The sequence below is a fragment of the Paenibacillus sp. 01T442 genome, from assembly GCF_056398345.1.
In genome coordinates this window covers 57,389-76,311 of record NZ_JBFTPF010000030.1, presented here as the reverse complement: position 1 = coordinate 76,311, position 18,923 = coordinate 57,389, and the positions used below count along the sequence as shown (strand labels likewise).

13 protein-coding genes and 1 rRNA gene are annotated in these 18,923 nt (G+C 42.1%); 3 read left to right on the top strand and 11 right to left on the bottom strand.

Annotation, left to right across the window (positions count from 1 at the left end; translation table 11 throughout):
- The 3 genes from AC1DLM_RS20935 to AC1DLM_RS20925 form a co-directional block, all read right to left on the bottom strand.
- Positions 1–140: ribosomal RNA gene (locus AC1DLM_RS20935) — 16S ribosomal RNA — on the bottom strand; the annotation flags it as partial.
- Positions 141–579: 439 nt separating this feature from the next.
- The gene (locus AC1DLM_RS20930; RefSeq protein ID WP_477571063.1) at positions 580–2,727 is read right to left on the bottom strand and encodes an ABC transporter transmembrane domain-containing protein; all 2,148 of its coding nucleotides are present in this window, start codon (positions 2,725–2,727) and stop codon (positions 580–582) included.
- A gap of 358 nt (positions 2,728–3,085) precedes the next feature.
- Entirely contained in the window at positions 3,086–8,137 is a 5,052-nt protein-coding gene (locus AC1DLM_RS20925; RefSeq protein WP_477571062.1) for an S-layer homology domain-containing protein, read from the bottom strand.
- Positions 8,138–8,371: 234 nt separating this feature from the next.
- On the opposite strand from AC1DLM_RS20925, the gene AC1DLM_RS20920 reads away from it, so the two are divergent.
- Positions 8,372–9,532, top strand: a complete 1,161-nt coding sequence (locus AC1DLM_RS20920) for an acyl-CoA dehydrogenase family protein (protein ID WP_477571061.1) — start codon at positions 8,372–8,374, stop codon at positions 9,530–9,532.
- 21 nt (positions 9,533–9,553) lie between these two features.
- Here the strand turns inward: AC1DLM_RS20920 and AC1DLM_RS20915 are convergent, their stop codons facing one another.
- The 4 genes from AC1DLM_RS20915 to AC1DLM_RS20900 all read right to left on the bottom strand — a co-directional run bounded on the left by AC1DLM_RS20915 (position 9,554) and on the right by AC1DLM_RS20900 (position 12,752).
- Positions 9,554–10,264 (bottom strand): PIG-L family deacetylase, encoded by a 711-nt coding sequence (locus AC1DLM_RS20915; RefSeq protein WP_477571060.1) that lies wholly within the window; start codon positions 10,262–10,264, stop codon positions 9,554–9,556.
- Positions 10,261–10,572, bottom strand: a complete 312-nt coding sequence (locus AC1DLM_RS20910) for a DUF1806 family protein (protein ID WP_441992019.1) — start codon at positions 10,570–10,572, stop codon at positions 10,261–10,263. Before AC1DLM_RS20910 ends, AC1DLM_RS20915 begins: the two co-directional genes overlap by 4 nt.
- A 40-nt stretch (positions 10,573–10,612) precedes the next feature.
- On the bottom strand, positions 10,613–12,223 hold the full coding sequence (locus AC1DLM_RS20905) for a glycosyl hydrolase family 18 protein (RefSeq protein ID WP_477571059.1): 1,611 nt from the start codon (positions 12,221–12,223) through the stop codon (positions 10,613–10,615).
- Positions 12,224–12,398: 175 nt separating this feature from the next.
- Complete coding sequence (locus tag AC1DLM_RS20900; RefSeq protein ID WP_441992021.1) at positions 12,399–12,752, bottom strand: helix-turn-helix transcriptional regulator; 354 nt, start codon at positions 12,750–12,752, stop codon at positions 12,399–12,401.
- Positions 12,753–13,048: 296 nt separating this feature from the next.
- On the opposite strand from AC1DLM_RS20900, the gene AC1DLM_RS20895 reads away from it, so the two are divergent.
- Together AC1DLM_RS20895 and AC1DLM_RS20890 are read left to right on the top strand one after the other, a co-directional pair.
- Positions 13,049–14,194: a sensor histidine kinase gene (locus AC1DLM_RS20895; RefSeq protein WP_477571058.1), complete on the top strand. Its 1,146-nt coding sequence runs from the start codon at positions 13,049–13,051 to the stop codon at positions 14,192–14,194.
- A gap of 18 nt (positions 14,195–14,212) precedes the next feature.
- A complete protein-coding gene (locus AC1DLM_RS20890; protein WP_441992023.1) occupies positions 14,213–14,899 on the top strand; it encodes a response regulator in 687 nt (228 codons plus the stop codon).
- A 70-nt stretch (positions 14,900–14,969) separates the two neighbouring features.
- On the opposite strand, the gene AC1DLM_RS20885 is transcribed toward AC1DLM_RS20890, so the two are convergent.
- The 4 genes from AC1DLM_RS20885 to AC1DLM_RS20870 form a co-directional block, all read right to left on the bottom strand.
- Positions 14,970–15,626, bottom strand: a complete 657-nt coding sequence (locus AC1DLM_RS20885; protein WP_477571057.1) for a M48 family metallopeptidase — start codon at positions 15,624–15,626, stop codon at positions 14,970–14,972.
- A 247-nt stretch (positions 15,627–15,873) separates the two neighbouring features.
- Positions 15,874–16,653: a hypothetical protein gene (locus AC1DLM_RS20880; protein WP_441992024.1), complete on the bottom strand. Its 780-nt coding sequence runs from the start codon at positions 16,651–16,653 to the stop codon at positions 15,874–15,876.
- A 4-nt stretch (positions 16,654–16,657) separates the two neighbouring features.
- The gene (locus AC1DLM_RS20875; protein ID WP_477571056.1) at positions 16,658–17,971 is read right to left on the bottom strand and encodes a hypothetical protein; all 1,314 of its coding nucleotides are present in this window, start codon (positions 17,969–17,971) and stop codon (positions 16,658–16,660) included.
- A gap of 310 nt (positions 17,972–18,281) precedes the next feature.
- On the bottom strand, positions 18,282–18,656 hold the full coding sequence (locus tag AC1DLM_RS20870) for an SRPBCC family protein (protein ID WP_477571065.1): 375 nt from the start codon (positions 18,654–18,656) through the stop codon (positions 18,282–18,284).
- Positions 18,657–18,923 lie beyond the last annotated feature (267 nt).

The following is an 18,923-nucleotide window of genomic DNA, read 5'->3' as shown; positions in this document are numbered from 1 at the left end:
TCCCAGTCTTAAAGGCAGGTTACCTACGTGTTACTCACCCGTCCGCCGCTAGCTTATCCCGAAGGATAAACCCGCTCGACTTGCATGTATTAGGCACGCCGCCAGCGTTCGTCCTGAGCCAGGATCAAACTCTCCATAATAGCCAATCCCCAGAAAGTGAAGCGAACCTCCGAAGAGAATTCCGAATACTTTCCGTGGGCCCAGCAAGACAATTGCTTGTCCGTATATCTGAAAGCTTAATTGCTCATTTGAAGCTAGCGAGATTTTGCAATCTCTTTTATAGTCGATTACTCGACTGTGCTTACTCACTCGTTGTTCAGTTTTCAAAGATCAATTTCTTTCGCCCGCTACCGTGTTACCGRAGCAGCGAGATGTAATATACCATGTTTACTTTTAATGTGCAACTACTTTTTTTCGAGTTAATTTCAGTTACTCTCGCCTGCCTGTCTTGCGGCCGGAGTGATAATATAGCATGGTTTCGACAAAGAATGCAATGTTTTATTTTTCCAATAAGCAAAAAGATTGCCTCCATAAGTAAAACACTCTACTCGATGACAATCCATATATACGTAATGCCCACTAGCTCCGCTCACTCAACGACTGATTCAACTTCGCCTTCATATCCTCATAGCGATCCAATAAAGGCAGCAGCTGCTTACGGGTCAACGACAACAATGTGCATTCCGTTAGCGCCGTAATGTTGGCATTGCGAGGTGCATCCTTCAGCAGCGCAATTTCACCGAAGTGGTCCCCATCCTGAAGAACAGCGACCCTGATGTTCTCCCCTTTGGCATTGCGTTTCGTCACTTCAACTTTACCGCGTGCGATGATATACAGTTTATTGCCCACTTCTCCTTGCCGGAAGACATCTTGAGCGCTAGTCATTTTCTCCGTTGTCAGCAAATCTTTGATTTCATGCAAGAGATCCTCGTTCATATAAGCAAAGAATGGCATCTGTCTTAACCGGTCCACTTCGATAACGACTTCACCATCATGCGATAATTGGAAGCCTTGCTGCTTTTGCCACAGACTGTAGTAAGCACCTTGACACTCCATCAACTCATTATGAGTCCCGTACTCTAGCACTCTACCTTCTTTGATAAAATAAATAAGATCTGCGTGTGAAACGGTTTTTAGTCGATGCGACACGGCTACGATTGTGCGACCTTGATTCATGCGTGAAATGGTTTCATTCAGCGCTATTTCTGACTCTGGATCTAAGGATGCCGCGACTTCGTCCAAGAACGTCAGCTCGTTCGAGCGCAGTAATGCTCGGGCAATCGAAATCCGATGGCGCTGAGAGACGGATAAGTTGGCTCCATCATTTTCAATCCAGGTATCGTAGCCGCTCGACATTTGCATAATGGCCTCGTGAACCTCAACCGCAGCTGTAGCTTTCATAAGCTCTTCTTCTGTTGCATCAGGATGACCCACTAGCAGATTATCACGTATCGTCGCATGGAAGAGATATGGCTCTTGAAAAATAACGCCAGCTTGCGTGAGCAAAGCAGAGAGACGAATCTTACGTATATCCAGATCATCAATTTGGATCGAACCTTGCTGCGGATCATAGAAACGCATAAGCAATTGAAGCAGCGTGCTTTTGCCAGAACCACTTGGACCTACCAAAGCAACATAGCTGCCCACGGGAATCGAGAGCGACAGATCCTGAATGACGGGATGCGCATCCGTGTAACCGAAAGTTACCTTATCAAATTTAATCTCATTGGTAATCGACGGATTATCTATCGCTTCCTCATTATCCTCCAGATCGGGACAGATCTCGAGCACTTCATTAATGCGCCGGATGCCCACTTCACCTTCAATCAGGTCCGGAACGACCTCCATGAATTGAATAACCGAAACACCAACAGTATCGAAAACCGAGTAGAACGCTATTAGATCACCGATCGTCATCGTACCTTGAAAGGTAAAATAGCCCCCCAAGCCAAGGATAATCACGTTAACGACTGACAACACCATAATGGGGAGACGCTCCAGATTGGAGTTAATGAAACTCCTTTTGACCCCTAGTCTAAACCAAACTTGCAACTGCTTATTGAACCTCTTCTTCATCGAGTCTTGCAATTGAAAGCCACGGATCAGCTTAAAAGCCTTCATTTCCTCATCCATATTATTGGAAAATGACTCTACGATGCCCACATACTCCTCGTTATAGTGCTGTGCTCGTTTATTCAATAGTTTTTGCGGGATAAACATAAAAATAATGCCTACAAAAGCTACGAGCGCTAGCTTCCACTCCAAGACAAACAATAGGACTGTACCAACCACAATGCTAAGGCTCGCCAGAATCAGCGTAGAAAACGTCTGCATCATCGCATGCTCCACAGCCGGAATATCCATCGTGAAACGAGCGACAATATCCCCGATCCGATAGCGCGAATAGAAATGGGCGGAAAGCTTTTGCGTCTGTTCGTAGAGATCTTTGCGTAAGCCAATGAGGATCGTTTCATTTAATTTGGACATGGCATAATCCCCGCCGACGCCAATCAGTAAATTCATAACTCCACCAATTAGAAGCGCTAATAATAAGCCAAAGAAGATCGTCATATTCCGAGGCGTAATCGCATCGTCAATTAAGTATTTAATACTAAGGGAGGTAAAGTACTCGAAGGATAGCTCGAATAATAGCGCTAAGAAGAAAAGCGTAAATATTCTTTTGCTATTCGTTAAATAGCCCAGGACAGAACGGTACAAATACAACATAGATAGTTTCAGCGCCTTTTCGTAGAGTCGGTCCGTAGTAGAGTGAGGGCTGTCGGGGAATCGATTCTTGTAGTCTAGGATCTACTCTAAAAGGGAGTGTGCGTGGGTTAGTGATAATTAGCTACATTAACCAGTTTAACATAAACATTTTGCATGAGGGGACGATTTCATTAACCTTATTAATAATAATAAAAACCTAATCCATTGGATAAGGTTTGGGCCATTTCGTAGTTTCTGAATTATAATGGCAGCGTTTCGAGGATTGAAAATAATGCCGCTTGCGTGTTGAGCACTACAACTCGTTTCAAACAAGGAATAACCCTACATCACGATAACGTAGGGTTATTCTTTGTATTGATTATTTCGTTGCACCGATTTGTTTCAACATGCGTACAACAACAGTCGCCACCTGTGCCCGTGTGCTGTTTTGAACTGGTGCAAAGTGAGTATCATCCATGCCGTTTAGAAGTCCTAGCGTTGTTGCAGCTGCTACGTATTGCTTAGCCCAATCGCTGATGTCGCTTGCATCTTCATAGTCTACCGTCTGAGATGTAAGAATATCTCCCAGTTTCTTACCTGTAGCGTTCAAGTACACGTTGACCATCATGACCGCCAGCTGTTCACGCGTAACGCTAGCTTCTGGAGCGAAGGTACTATCGCTTGTGCCGTCAGCAATTTTCGCAGCATAAGCAGCGTATACAGCATCTTTATACCACGAATCAGCAGCTACGTCAGTAAACTGATTACTTCCCGATTGCGTCGGCAGATTCACAGCTTTCTTGAGAATTGTTACAAACTGCGCACGCGTCATGTTATTGTTCGGCTGAAACGAGTTCGCATCCATCCCATCAACAATTTGCTTGCTGATCAGTTGCTCGATATCTTTTTGTGCCCAATGACCTTGAATATCATCGAAAACCTCAGTTTGAGTCGGAGCAATTCTCTCCATAACTACATACTTGGAAAAATGCGGGAGAGATATAGTGATTGTGCCATCCCCATTCACGGTACCACCAATATTAGTCCAAGTATTCGTGGCTTCATCCAGCCAATAGACCCCGAGTGTACTCGGATCTTTTACTTTGGACGAGTCATAGTGGAATATAGCTTGTACTGGGCTATTAAAAGCAGTTACAGTCTTATCTTCTACACTTAAAGTGAACTCCACCATAGGAGAAACTGCATGAAAATTGCTCACTGCCGGAAGGTCACCGCTCAACACCTTGAGTCTTACTGAGTCACTATCTTTTTTATCAACCAAAGCATTTACAGGAAAAGTCAGGTTAACATCGTTCGTTTTGATAACAATAGGCTTACCTTTGTCGGTAGCCATACGAACAATGTCAGCACTAAAGCTTACTGTCGTGATATCGAGTTGTTCCTTAGCCGTTGCATCCAAGACAAGCTGTGGCTTTGCAAGATTAGCAAGATCAATTAGCATATCCACATGAGCCGGCTGGACATCGTAAGTCATCTTACCGTTAGCGTCAAGCGTTGGAGAGCTTTTTCCTCCACCTCCACCGCCACCTCCTCCGCCTCCTCCGCCACCAGCAGGTTCGGCATTATAAGCCTTTTCAAGCTTCAAGCTTGGAATGCCACTGCCATGTTGCACGGAGAAATAAAGACTTCCAGCACCAGTTCCCAACTGCGAAGTGGTAAAGTTGAGTGAAGTTGTGTTAGCCAAAGCTACTTGTTGTAAGAATGAATTAGCTGAGTTGGAATCACGGTACACACGAACGATATCTCCACCACTTACACCAGAGACAGTAATCGTATCGGGGGTTCCAGACTTATTATTGATAATTTGGACTTGATCTGTTCTCAACGACGCACTATAAGTACGATCAAATATATCCTTCGTAGCAGGCGTACTCATTCCCGTTGAGGAAACCGCATAAATGGCAATTTTGGTTGCGCCTAATGGAATTTGTGTATTCATTGGAATACTCATTATATAATCTCTATATTGATTTTTAGGCATACTGATAATAGGTTTGAGCTTTTGCAATTGATCATCAACAAAGTAAGCTTCGTAACGTAACGTATTACTGGAACTGCTATTTGTATAAAAGAATACTTCGCCGCCAATCTCCCCTGCATCTCCATCATCATCCGACTGAAATATGGATGGGATAGGAGTTTGATTATCTGTCGGCATGATAGAAACAGCTTCACCCGCAATGTTATCTGCCAAATAATAAATCCCCAACGTTAACTCATCGTTTTTCGAATTGATTGCCGATAACCGTAGTGCCGTAGCCTCAGCTGGAATTTGCGTATCTTGAAAGGAGAAATTATATTCCTTCTGTCCTGTGCTGACTTGCGCAATAGGGCCACCTATTGAAACTTGCATTGAATCAACAAATTTGAGAAATGTGACAAAATATTTTTTTACACTCGCCTCATCAACGGTAGGAACCCAATGCAATACGCCATTAATATGATTAGCGCGAGTATCCCTATCCTCGACATAATCACTATTGGGATCTGCATCAATGCGGTCCCATACTCCGGAATAATATCCACTTGTACTCTCACCTTGATCGTTTTTACCAAAAATCCCGATTCTTTGAGTCCCAGCTGGGATCACAGTACCTTTAGGCAAAGTAATTTCATAAGTCGGAAGCTGTTGGCCTGGGCGAATAAGACTCTTCCGAGTTACTTCCGCGATGGATTGCAATTTCATATTGTTTCCATCAACGAAATAAAGAGTATAGCTTGTCGCAGCTTCATCTAAAGTAAGGTCATACCACGTTATATAGCCGCCAAAACTTCCACGGGATATATCCGTATCAAAGATATTGAGGGCTAGCAGGTTGGGGGCTGGGATCGCTGGATTTGTACCTACAATGCTTGGGCTGCTCGTAGTTCTATCAAAAATTTGCATGCGGTACACTTCCGAACCTGAATTCCCGAACAAATCTTTCGGTAGTAAATCCAGATAAATGGCTCCTGCAGGCACGCTATTTTCATCAATATCAACATGATAAGTTATACCGCCCGATTCATGCTTTGAGACATTTCCACCACTAAGCTTTCTTCCAGAAGCGTCGACAAAATTTAATTGGTAACCAGAATAATTAATTTCGCTTGGAGTCATCCAGGATACCATAGGATGGATTTTCCCCCGAATGGGATCTTGATCTTCAAATATGTAGTAACCTCCACCGCCGATTCCAGCTCCACCGCCTCCACTGCTAGGTGGCGTAACTGGAGTAGAGACTGTATAATCCGACAGAACAACAGTAGCGGCGGAAGAGCTTTCTCCTTGAGCATTCTTGGCATAAACGCCTAAGTATTTAGCTCCCGTTGGTATATTCATTTGCTGAATGGTGTAGCTATAGCTCGAGCTATTTGCAGAATAAGGAAGTTCTGCAATGCTCGTGCCGATTTTATTTAAATTCTGGTCTAAAAAGTAAAGTGTGTAACTGTTTATAATGGATAACCCCGATGTGCTGTACCAATACATATTACCGCTTATTCTTCCTGCGGTTGAATCGTAATCGCTAAAATTAACATTAGTCACTTGAAGTGACGGCGGACTGAACTCTGGTGCAAGATCATGAAGAGTCTGCATTGAAGTGAATCTTTGCACTGTTTTTCCATCATCAGAAACCACAACAATTTGACCGTTTGGCAGCGTCAGCACGTTCTTTGCGACGAATGGCAGGTGATACTGCAAGGTGTAGGAATCTCGATTCCAAACCGAATCTTTTGCAAAAACATTTACTCCGTTAGCTGCAATAATGGCAGCCCCAAAATAGCTCTTCCACGCTGGAATCGGTAGAAGTGTATTTGTATCCAGAAGATTACTGCCGTAATATAGGTCATTTCCATTCATTGTTAACATACCTGATGGGTTGTTGTAAGTTTGAGAAATTGCCTGCTGTGAAAGATTAGTTAGATCGAGTTTAACAGCCTTACCGGTGGAATAATATCCCATTTCTCCGAAGTATAATGCATTGTCCGCTAAACTAAGAATCATACGACCTGGCGTAGAAAGGGATGTAGCGTAATTAGATTTCGTCCCAACAGCCGTATCAATGACCTTAATCCCCGGATATCCGAAAACACTCATGTCAGATGCTGTGTAGTAAAGCTTTTGATTACCATATACAACCTGACTGACAAAACTGCCGACCTCCCATGAATTTACGGGCCCGTTAACAGTTGTCCCAGAAAGTGTATCCACACTCATTATTTGCGTAGTCGAAGCGAAGCTGATATAGAGCTTGTCATGATCAATAAATATCGAGTTAGGATTCGAACCTAAGATCTGGGTTTCTTGAACAGTCATGTCACTCGTTCTAATTCTCATTAACTGATTGTTTTCCGAAGAAATGGCAAACAGGTTTGTACCGTCATTGCTGTATACGACATCGGTCACCGATGTATTAAATACCAGCTTTTGACCATCAGATATTGGAGGACTGGATGTCACTGGATTTACACTAATCACTTGTATAACATTCGGAATACTAGGGTTCCAAGGATCAGATCCTGTATACGAATAAATATGATTCTGGCTATCCACTAAAATCTTTCTGGATGCTACAGGAAGTTCGGCAATTTGAGTAAATCCGTTTCGATCATACATATAGCTGTGGGATGGTGCTGCATTCCCGGAATTTGCCATTTCAGTGGCAAAAACTTTGTTGCCCGCAACATACATAACTCCATATCGATAAGTACCTTGAATGGATGTTAGATCCGTATTTTTTAAGCGATAGCCTGCATAAAAAACCTGATCCCCATCAACAAGTACTTTTCTGCCGGCATAACTAAAGCCGTAATTATTATGATAATTAGTCCTCATAAGTGACTGTAGCGTAGAGGTGCTGTATGAGAAAAGATTAGATCCGCTTGATCCTGATTCACCAATAAACAGAATATGGTTCACTCGATCAACAGCGAGATCGGGTTCATAAAATTTACCCATAAATCCTGGATCTAGCAACGTCTCTGTTTGTGCTGATAGATCGTAAGTTGCCACATGGCTCCACTGGTCATATTCGGCATAGAACAACTTGTTGCCATCGATAGCCAGTTCATACGGCTTTATGGAAGTTGTAATTGAATCCACTACTGCCTTTTGCGCAATATCTACAATGGCAATAGTGGTTGTTCCAGACAGAGCAACATAAAGCTTGCTGCCAGATTGCACTAAATCTGAAGGGGCAGGGCCGAGAGTTACTTCCTTCTCTAACTGAAGATCACTAAGACGAATGAATAGTAGACTATTAGCTTTCTCAGAGACAGCATATATGTAACCATTCGCTTCATCCATGATCCATTCCCTGATTGGATTTTGCATAGTAATTGAAGGAGATGCTCCGGTTGCATATGCTTTTTTAACATCAATCCCCATTGCTATAGATGATGAAAGCATCGTGAAAATGACAAGTAACATGATAAACATTCGTTGATTCCTTACATTCCGCCACTTTCCGGTAAGCATAGATGTTGATCCCCTTTTTTTGATAATTATGGAACTCTATCAATATTATCCTAGTGAGTTGTGGAGAGCAACGAAATTAATAGTTTCTTTATAAAGATATCTAAATAACGATATCTGAATGAAGTTCCGAAACGACAGGAGAATCCTCTAGCTGATATAATAAATAAAGATAGGAGTGTGAATGGGATGAACAAAATGATCGATCAATATATTCGGAATGAGGAAGAGCTCGCTTTGGCTAGAAAAGTAGAAGAGCTGGCCTCCCGTTTTGCTGAAAGAGCCGCGCTGCATGACCAAGAGGGATCTTTTCCATTTGAAAATTTCGCGGATTTGCGAGAGGCTGGGTACTTAAAGCTAACTGTCCCACAAGAATTCGGCGGGGATGGCATTTCACTTTATCAGCTCGTTATGCTGCAGGAGCGGCTGGCTTATGGGGATGGTTCGACCGCCTTAGCCGTAGGCTGGCACATAGGACAGGTCTTACATCTTAGAACAACTCGAAAATGGCCAGAAGCTATTTTCACTGATTTGTGCTGCTCCGTCGTGAGTGATGGGACTATGATCAATACTTTTGCTAGTGAAGCTGCCTCCGGTAGTCCCAGTAGAGGCGGCAAGCCCGAGACAACAGCGGTTCCTAMACCTGGCGGATGGTTGATTACGGGACGAAAAACATTTAGCACCCTTTCACCGATCCTAGATCGTTTTGTGGTATCAGCTTTTATCCCGGATGAAGATGGAACAGCGGACTTCCTGGTTCATCGAACAGACCAGGTAACGATCGTGGAAACTTGGGATACACTCGGGATGCGAGCGACAGGCAGTCATGATGTGGTTTTGGATGGGGTTTTCGTGGATAAAACCATGAGGCTTTCTGGAAAAGGCGTAGATGATGGCGGCGGCTGGCTTTTACATATTCCGGCTTGTTACTTGGGCATTGCCATGGCGGCACGTGATTATGCCCTTGAATTCGCTCATACCTATCGTCCGAACCATATGAACGAACCGATCTCTTCACTCCCTTCTGTCCAGCATACCATTGGCGAGATGGAAATCGAGCTACGAACGGCACGTGCACTCCTTTATGCAACGGCGGATCGTTGGGATCAAGAGAAGGTCAACCGACCAGCATTAAAACCAGAGCTAGGCTTGGCCAAGTATGTTGCTAGCAACAATGCGATCAAAGTCGTGGACCTCGCGATGAGAATCGTCGGTGCCGCTAGTTTGTCCCGCAAGCTGCCTTTGGAAAGGTACTATCGGGATGTTCGCGCAGGCCTGCACAATCCACCAATGGATAGTACAGTGCTTCATAACTTAGCCAGTGCTGCCCTAGTCGAGAAATCCTTGTGATATGAGGGAACTGAAGAAATACTAGAACAAATCATCGAGTTTCTTAGCCGAAGCCTCCCTGTCCGCTTTCAAAAAATATTCATATCTGCCGAATTTCGCTAACGCCTCATGGTCTGGCAGCCATACCCACTCATCAATTTCCGTCTGGCATCGGTGAGCCCGGAACGCTGCCAGTTTAGCTTTCAAATGAGCTTCTACATCAATTTCCATGACATCCTTATGGGAATACCCAAACCGTTCCGGACGCTCCATCGCATTACCAAACGTTATGAAATATAACGAGTCCAGATGTCCTGTTCGTTGACATGCAGCCGTCGTAGCCTTCCCAATAGCGCAATGATCGGGGTGTCCGCCTAACGTTTCGTGAAACGTGAGCACGACATCGGGATTCACATCACGGATTAGAGCCTCAACTCTTGAAGTCAGGCTTTCCTCATCGATAAACTCAACCGTCTTGTCGCGGATATCGAAAAATAGGAGCTGTTGGATGCCCAAGCATTTGCAAGCATCTCGCAATTCAATTTCACGAGCAGCCGCCATCGTTTCCCGATTGAGATAAGGTGGATTACCCATTCGGCGTCCCATATCACCGCGAGTGGCACTCACCAGCGTAATGTCGACTCCTTCACTAGCGTATTTGGCTAGTGTCCCTCCACAAATAAATGACTCGTCATCAGGATGCGCAAATACGGCAAGTAGCTTGTTCACTGTGCCTCTATTGGTCGTATTCATTCTGGAAACGGCTCCTTTCCAATATGCAGCGCAACGTTCATCCGACCTCGATCATCATATCCGGCCAGTAAAAGACAGTCGTTCTCATCAATTTCATAATGCGTGAGCGCCTCCATGCGCAGCCAGCCATGCCCATCGAATCGAAGTGCTGTACGAAATGGTCCTTCCCCTGCTATAAAAGCATGGGTAACCTTGATCTTAAAATTACGAACGAAGACAAACGAAGTCGCTTCGCTATGGATATAAGCGTCAATCCCTATGAAGGACTGAAGTTTAGCTTCAACTTTTGACTTGACTATTGGGATCATCTTGTTTATCTCTCTTTTCTGAAAGGGAATATACCCACTTTTATTTCGCCGCTTGCTCTCCAATTCGCTCCCAATCCAATGGCGTATAGTTGCCCATATACCATAAGGAAACAGCATTCAGATCATAGAATTTGGCGAGCCAAATCTGCTTAGCTATGCTCTGAGAATCTTCGTAATACAATACATGGCTGCCCCGCTCGTCCGCAAACGTAGCTTTCTTCAAGAAATACGGCATGTCCCACGTGGTATTCACTCCTGGCATCACCAGCCTTTTCTCAACATCCGCAATGGCTGGTTTAAGGGCAGGTCCGGTTATGCCAGCTTGGGTGATCCACTGGTTAGCCTGTTTGGAAATACCAAGGACAAGCTTCTCCTTCGGTATCGCTTGCAGCGCAGTTAGCACCGTATCGTTCACTAATGGCAGTGGTGCTGACGGCAATACACTTTCATTATGTGTAAAGTCATAAGCCATAAGGATCACCGTATTTGCTAGTTTCCCAATTTCTTTTAATTCATAACCCTTGTAATAATAAATCGGCGGAACGGCTACCGACAATGTAAGCGAACCTAACTGACTTTTCAACTCCTGCAGAAATTGGGTATAGTCATGTGCACTTCCCGCTTCTTTCAATCCTTCAAAATCAATACTTACCCCCGTGAACGAGTAGGCTGGATCTTTTAACGTACTGAGCAATGATGCGATAAAGGACTTTTTGGCAGACTCATCTTGAAGGAAGTCTTTTAAATTAGCACCATCATAGAAAACCATCAGTTCCTTTGTAATGTGGGCAGCATCCGCAGTTGCAATGACCTCTTCATAACCAATTGGAACCCGATATTCCGAAGACTTAATATTCAATGAAGCCATTCCAGCACCGCTATATGCCAGGTTAGACCAACCAAGAATCACATGAGAAAGCTTACTCATTTGCTTAATCGCAGGGTAGGATGTGAGAGCATAATACCCTGTGAAATCGATTTTTTGCTCGGCGATCCGCTTATCAATCAACCGATAGATAACAGCTGCTGCCTGCTTACGAATCAAAGACTCTTTCGGGTTAAATCCTGCCTGATCTCCCTCCATAATACCTCGATGCGCTGCGTAATATACATAAGGTTTCATTGCCTCATTCATAGTTGAATTATCCTTAAAACCTCTAACAACCTGCTCTTTCTTCCAATCCGTGGTTAACCATTGTTGACGAGCCGTTTCACTTTCAGACTCCAGCAACGATTTCCCTACGAGCATCGCAACTTCTTCTCTCGTAATCGTCTGCGAAGGATGAAGCAAGCCCTCCTGATCTAGTAAACTATCAAGCCATTTCCGTTCATACACAGCAGCAATATAAGATGCGGACCAACGGTCCTTCGCTACATCTACGGGAGTACTCCCAAGTGCCGTTTTATTCTCTATTTTACCTGCCATAACGAGCAACTTAATGAAAGCCTCTCTAGACAAGTCATCATTAGGACGATAAGTTTGGTCTTCATAGCCGTTAATAATGCCTAATGCGGATAAGGTGTAAATCGGATCCTTGGCATAGTCTTGTTCCTCATCTTTGAAGGGCTGGAGTTGAACATCGTAGGCAAAAGCGGTATTTGCAAACAGTAGAACAAACAGCGTGCCGAATAAGATTGTCTTTTTCATCATAAACCTCGTCTTCCCTCTCCTTCTATATCTGCGATTACTAGAATGAGTATTCCTAGCAACATAGTAATAGACGCATTGGGCTAGTGATTAGTTACGTTAAAATGAAAAAACCGTCCTATCACCTGTGGTGTGATTGTGGACGGCTTGCTTATGGATCTCAACAAGAATGGCACTTCTACTTTTCCTCGGACAATCTGTTGCTTTCCTGAAAATAAAGCACATGATTAAATAACAGCGAAAGTAATTTCCGCATCGATTTGATGCCTGCTTTGTTCATTATATTAGCAAGATGAATCTTGACCGTTTTTTCGCTGATTCTACAACGTTCGGCAATTTCGTGATTGGAAAAACCATAGATAGCGACCATCAGGAAAATTTCCGACTCTCGCTTCGTAATTTGATACCTATTCGAAAATACATCCATCGAGTTACCTGTTTCCTGAATTAGAAACTCATTCATACGCTCGTAATCCGTGCTACATGAGGCATGCATGTCCCCATTGTTCTTATCAAGCAAGTCTTCTTTCAAGTCGTACTCCCTCCTACTCAGGGTTACGTTCCAATAATTCTTTCAGCGGAAAATATAAACTTAAGATTAGAAGAATGCCACCTAGTACGTTCCATAAAATCATCAACATCTGGACATGCCTCCTTGAAATTCCATCATTCCTCTATCTACATTATAGATGCTACTAAAGGCCTATCCAAGATGAAGAAGTTCACTAGAAATGCAACTTTCTCGACACTTTATCCGTTCTATGTATGACTTAAGTCATGTTTATGGTAAAATAAGTAGTAAATAAAGCTTTGTTTGAGGGTAAAGATATGGATGTACATTTAAATAAAAACATGACTCTCACCTTGAATATCATCGTGATGGGCGCAACACTCTCACTATTGTTTCATACGAGTAAATTTTCGGTAGGACTTCTGCTGCTAGCATGCAGCTATGTGACTGCCGTCCTTATGCGGGACTACATCCTAAAGATTGCTCTGCATAGTAGGATTGGTTTCCAGTTTTTATACGCTCAGCTCGCTTTGGCACTTGTTATCTGTGTATGGTCGGAAAGTTATCTTTCACAAATTTACCTCTTAATTCTCATTGGTGAATTTACCTTTCATCACGGCAGGAAGCATGCCATTCTCTTTACGATCGTAACTTATGTTTGCATTCTATTAGGAGTCATGGTCTATCGTCAGTTTCCACCTTTTGAACAAATCTATTTAATTATTCCTAGAGTGATTGATTTCTTTGCGATCTACGGGATGAGCTTGCTTGCTAGGATTGCGTTTCAACAAAAGAATCAATTAGCTATCGACAATGAACATCTGCGAATTGCCTCTATTGCGCTGGAGCAGAAGGCCAAATTACAAGAACGGACGCGAATTTCCCGCGATATTCATGATTCGGTTGGACACACGCTGACATCTGCGTTAACCGGGTTACAAACTGCCGCACATGCGTTAGAGAAACATCGATATCCCCTTGCCCAAGAGATGATCGATAGAACGAGAGAAAGTATTCTCAGAGGGCTCGATGACGTGCGGAGCTCTGTGCATGTTTTGCGCGAAAACTTCCCAGATCACTCTTTCATACCCGAGCTTATCAGGTTGATCGATGATACGAAAAAGCAAACTAACGTGGACATTACCTACACCATTGATACCACGACGCCTGATCTGACACCCATTATCGAGCTCACGATTTACCGTGCACTACAAGAAGGTTTGACGAATGGCATTCGCCATGGCCTAAGTACCTATTTCCACTTCTCATTGACGTATCATGAGGAAGTCCTTCGATTCGTTTTATCCGATAATGGTCATCCACCACTCGAAATTGTGTATGGCTACGGACTAAATGCGATGAAAGAACGCGTGGAAGATGTTGGAGGAACGTTTTCAATACGTAATCATGGTGGATCTGGCGGAGTAACGCTGGATATAGCCATACCCTTCAGTCGAAAATGATCGGAAGGAGTGATCGAATTGTCTCAAACAACCATTCTTATCGCAGACGATCAACCCCTCATCCGCGATGGATTAGCAGCTATTCTAGGCATGGAAGAAGGATATAAAGTCGTAGCTACAACGGGAGATGGAATAGCCACCATAGAACAAGTACAGCTGCATCGGCCTCAGCTCGTTATGATGGATATCCACATGCCCAAGCTTGACGGCTTAGAGGCTACCAAACGAATCAAAGCCGAATTCCCAGAGATTAAGGTACTTATTTTGACCTCATTTGAAGATGAAGCTTACATATGGGAAGCGATACGTCACGGTGCCAGCGGTTATTTAGTGAAAGGCGTCGAGACGAAAAAAATACTCTCAACCATTCAGGTCTGCTTAGATGGTGGCATTACATACCCGCTAAGTATTCAGCCGCGCCTTGTCCAAGCACTACGTTCCTCAGAGGCACAGGAAGAAAAGGCATTGGAAGAAAACCTACAACCGATTGAAACCCAACCACAAGATAACAAGCTGTCTGGTCTATCTGTTCAGGAACGGAACATTCTGAGGAATTTGAAACAAGGGAAGTCGAATCAAGCTATCGCCTCTGACATGTTTCTGACCACGGGGACTGTGAAGAATTATTTGAGTGCTATTTATAAGAAGCTGAATGTCTCTGGACGGTCGGAGACCATTGCTTATTTGCATGAGAATGATTTGTAGGAATCGTGGAGGGTACGCACTGAAAAAGGAGTAAGGTTCGATGAACCTTGCTCCTTTTTGTTGTCTTATGTTATAGCGTCATCGCCTGTCCGTACCGAGCTAGGAAAGCTTCCTTCTCTTTATACTCTGGCATTATGCTGCCTACACGTCGCCAGAAGGAGCGATCATGATTCATATGCAGGAGATGGCATAACTCGTGAACGATGACATAGTCAATGACCTCCACTGGCGCCATGGCTAGGCGATAATTAAAGGTTAGCTTTTTGTCCGAGCTGCAGCTCCCCCACTTCGTTCTCGACTCATCGATCTCGATCGTCTTGGGTTTGACTTTCAGCTGGGTTTGATAGGCTTTGATTCGTTCCGCTACAACCTTCTTGCAGCTCGCGAAATAGAACTTCTTCAGGTTGATTTTCAACTCGTCCTGCGTGAGGCCATTCGTTTCAATTAACTCGTGAAGGAAATAATATTTCCCGAGATGAAGGAACTTGCCTTCTTCTTCGTATTCTCTGACTTTGGGGATGGGCTGCTTCGCTTTGGTGATCGCGTTTAGCTTGTCTAGGATCGACTTGCTGTGTTGTTGCACTGCGTGAATGATTTGCTCCTGACTGGTGCCGTTGGGAGCTTTGACCGTGATGAAGCCCGTGTCATCGATGTGGATGTAGAGCTTCTTACGGATGGCGTATTGGACGTTGACGTCTATGGTTGTGCTGTTGAGTTCAATTTTCATGGGTATCATCGTTTCTGTAGAGATTTTGTGTAAGGGATAAAAGAAGGAGAAGTCCTTTCTTCACGTTTACCTATTGTATCAATTATGGTTTGGTTTTGGTAGGTGCGTCACGTGTGCATATAAAGAAAAGCACCCGAAAATTGGGTGCTTCTGCGTATGATAAATCTTCTATTCCACTTCAATCCTCACAACCGTACTCCTCAAATCCACTCAATGTTGAATATTAACTTCAAATACACTCTTAATCCTAATTTTCTGAATAATATAACTCATCGTCTCTCGAGATATCATCATTATCCTCGTTAGTTCGCTTCACATCATCCCATATCTCTCTTGGCATTTCGTCGTTTAGAGTCCATAAATACTTATCAATAACTCTTTCGTTACCATCTGTTCCAAGTGCCCAATAAACATTTTTTAATTCTAAAGTTTTTTTATGTACAAAACCATAATATACTTGCAAGGATTCTTGGTTCAAGTCGGCTCCCATTTGAATCATTTTGTTACGAGACTCACTTATAATATTTTGTAAATCATTCAACTCTTCATAACTAAAAATTTCATTTCGAAAATCATTTTGTTTTTCCAATAATGATGCCATTTGATTAAAACTCTTACTTTGTCTCTTAAATGCAACTTTGTAGTATTCATCAGATGGACATTCTAATTCTTCATCCTCTTGATCATCTTCTCTTTTTGTATTCATGATTCCCCAGAAGTTTTTAGTATAAAGATCATCCGGAATATCATATATATCCTTTATATTTGAGAGGTATAATCCAAATACATCTGCTTCATTTGTATCGATTTTTCTTGATTTCTCTTGTATTCCTTCCCTATGACTCGGTATAAAAGTATGCCCCCCAGCAGCCCCAACATGACTGTACCATGCTTGTATAACAAACTTATATCCTGGATTAAAATTCTTTTCCGTTAAAAACTTATCTGTGTCCTCTACCTGTAAGACAATAAATCCGATATATCCCCAACTTCTATTATCCCATACATTAACAAATTTGGTTTTCATCCTTCTATACCCCAATACCTAATTTATTCTTTATAACTTTTTTATAATCGTCATAAATAATCAGACTTGTGGTATAGTCATCAACATATTTATGTTTTAAAAATGTTTTTGTTGCAGAATACAACCCTTTTCGCAAATCTCCCACCAACACATTAAACATCTGTGCTAGCTCGACATCTGTAATATTATCATGATTAACAATCTTTATAATCCATTCCCTATTACTTTCTGTGATAGAAGACTGAATCTGATACCACAATCTTTTTTGCATTTCCTCGACTGCAACATCTTCTAAGACTTTATAATCCCTATCTTTCCATTTATTTTCCAATACCTCCAATAACAAGGACAAGTAGTCTGCCAAACTAATCATTATATAAGAGTAAATATTTTCATCAGTATGATTATTTCGTAGTCCCATTGCTCCTAATGCTAAGTAGTATTTGGGATCCTTATCCTCATAACAATAAATACAATCAATAATTAATTGCATTCTTTCTGAAAAAAGCAAATTTATTCTATTAGCAAAATCCGTAGCAATATATTGAATATAAAAATGTAATGCATGCAATCCGTTATCGAATTTTTGCTTTGTAACATTTTCAATTTTATCTTTAGTAATTTGACTTAATACTTTTTGAATTTTGAAAACAACATCTTCAAAATTTTCAGCTTGTAAAGCATCTGCTTGCAAGTACTTCTTTAATAGTTTCTCGCCAGTATTCTGCTCAATTATTACGAAAATCATATTCAGTAAACCAACAATCGATTCACTGTATTTTGGAGCTTTATAAACATTTGAATTGGATATTTCTTCCTTTATACTATCAATATTGTTATTCACAGTTTCAACGAATTTTGCATAATTTGATATTTCAAGATTTACGTTACTAACTTGTTCACTTAATTGATTCACTTTTTTCACAATGAACTTTTCGCCTTCTGTTAGCGATTTGCTTATATATTTTTCAATCTCATTAATATAATCATACAAAATATTAGTAATGGTATCTCGATATATAATCAAGTCGTTATTATTTTCAAAAAAAGCTCTAACATACTTTTCTTTTTCATCTGTCGAGAACACTTGGCTAAGATTAACACTTTTAAAAGAACGAGCATGCTTTGTTATATACTCATCTAAATGTTCTTTTAAATACTCATTGTTTCCTTTTAATCGATTTAACTTTATTTCCACATCAATATTTTCTATTCTTTTCACCATCTCATTTTGTTTATATTGAGAGACAGCTTCTCTTAGCCTTGTTTCTATAGTAGCAATTGTTCCAATTGTACTCAATATCATGTTCAGATCCATGATTATCGCCCTCTCCTAACTCTATGAACATAATAATAATATCCTAATTCAGCTATAATTCCCAGAAAAACCCCACAATTTTCAAGCGATAGACCCTGCAAGTAGCAGAGGTTCAACAATTATATAGATCCACACCTAAATAGGATCAGAATCCATCCACCATCGAAAGTTCTATGAGATAACCTTTATGAGGTAAAAAATGAAAGGACTCAAGCATACGCTATGCTTGAGCCCCCACATGACTTGAGTGCGTAATCCTGCGACATGACCAAAAACTAATTCAATCGATGTACCAATTCATATTTATTTCTTACTTATCCATCTGCTCTTCATCATTTACAGTGCTTGTTTTCTGCCTGATGGCGCTCAGAACGTCTTCCCAATACTGCTTCATTTGTTCCCTCGTGATCGGATTATCCAAATTCTCTTGATGGAAGCTGATCGTTGTTCGATCAGGATGATTAGATAACAGCCGGATTTGCAACGTTGACGGCTTCTCCCAATCCTTCTTACCCCACTTTAAGCGAAGCTGCCTGTAAGGCTTGATTATCCGGAGTTGGCCCGAAATCCCCTCATCGGATGTAAAGATCTCTCCCTCATTGAATGCGAAAGGTGATACGTTTCCAAGCCACAATTTCATCCCTTCCTGAGAGGTTAGAAACGACCAAACCTGCTCCGGCGAGATGGGAAACGTCCTCCTAACACCGACTTGAAAACCTACAGATACCGTTTGACCAACAATCTTGGGCGATTCAATATTCTGATGTTTAATAGTAGCACCCCGCTAAATTGTTTGTTTGCACTAACCAACATATTATTATAATAAGGGTAAACAGATAATATATAAATATCTTAATAGAATCATCGCACGATTAATAAAAAAAAATCCCTACTTCACTATTCACAGTGATGTAGGGATTTTTGTTCAAAGACAAACACGCGTTATGTTCCC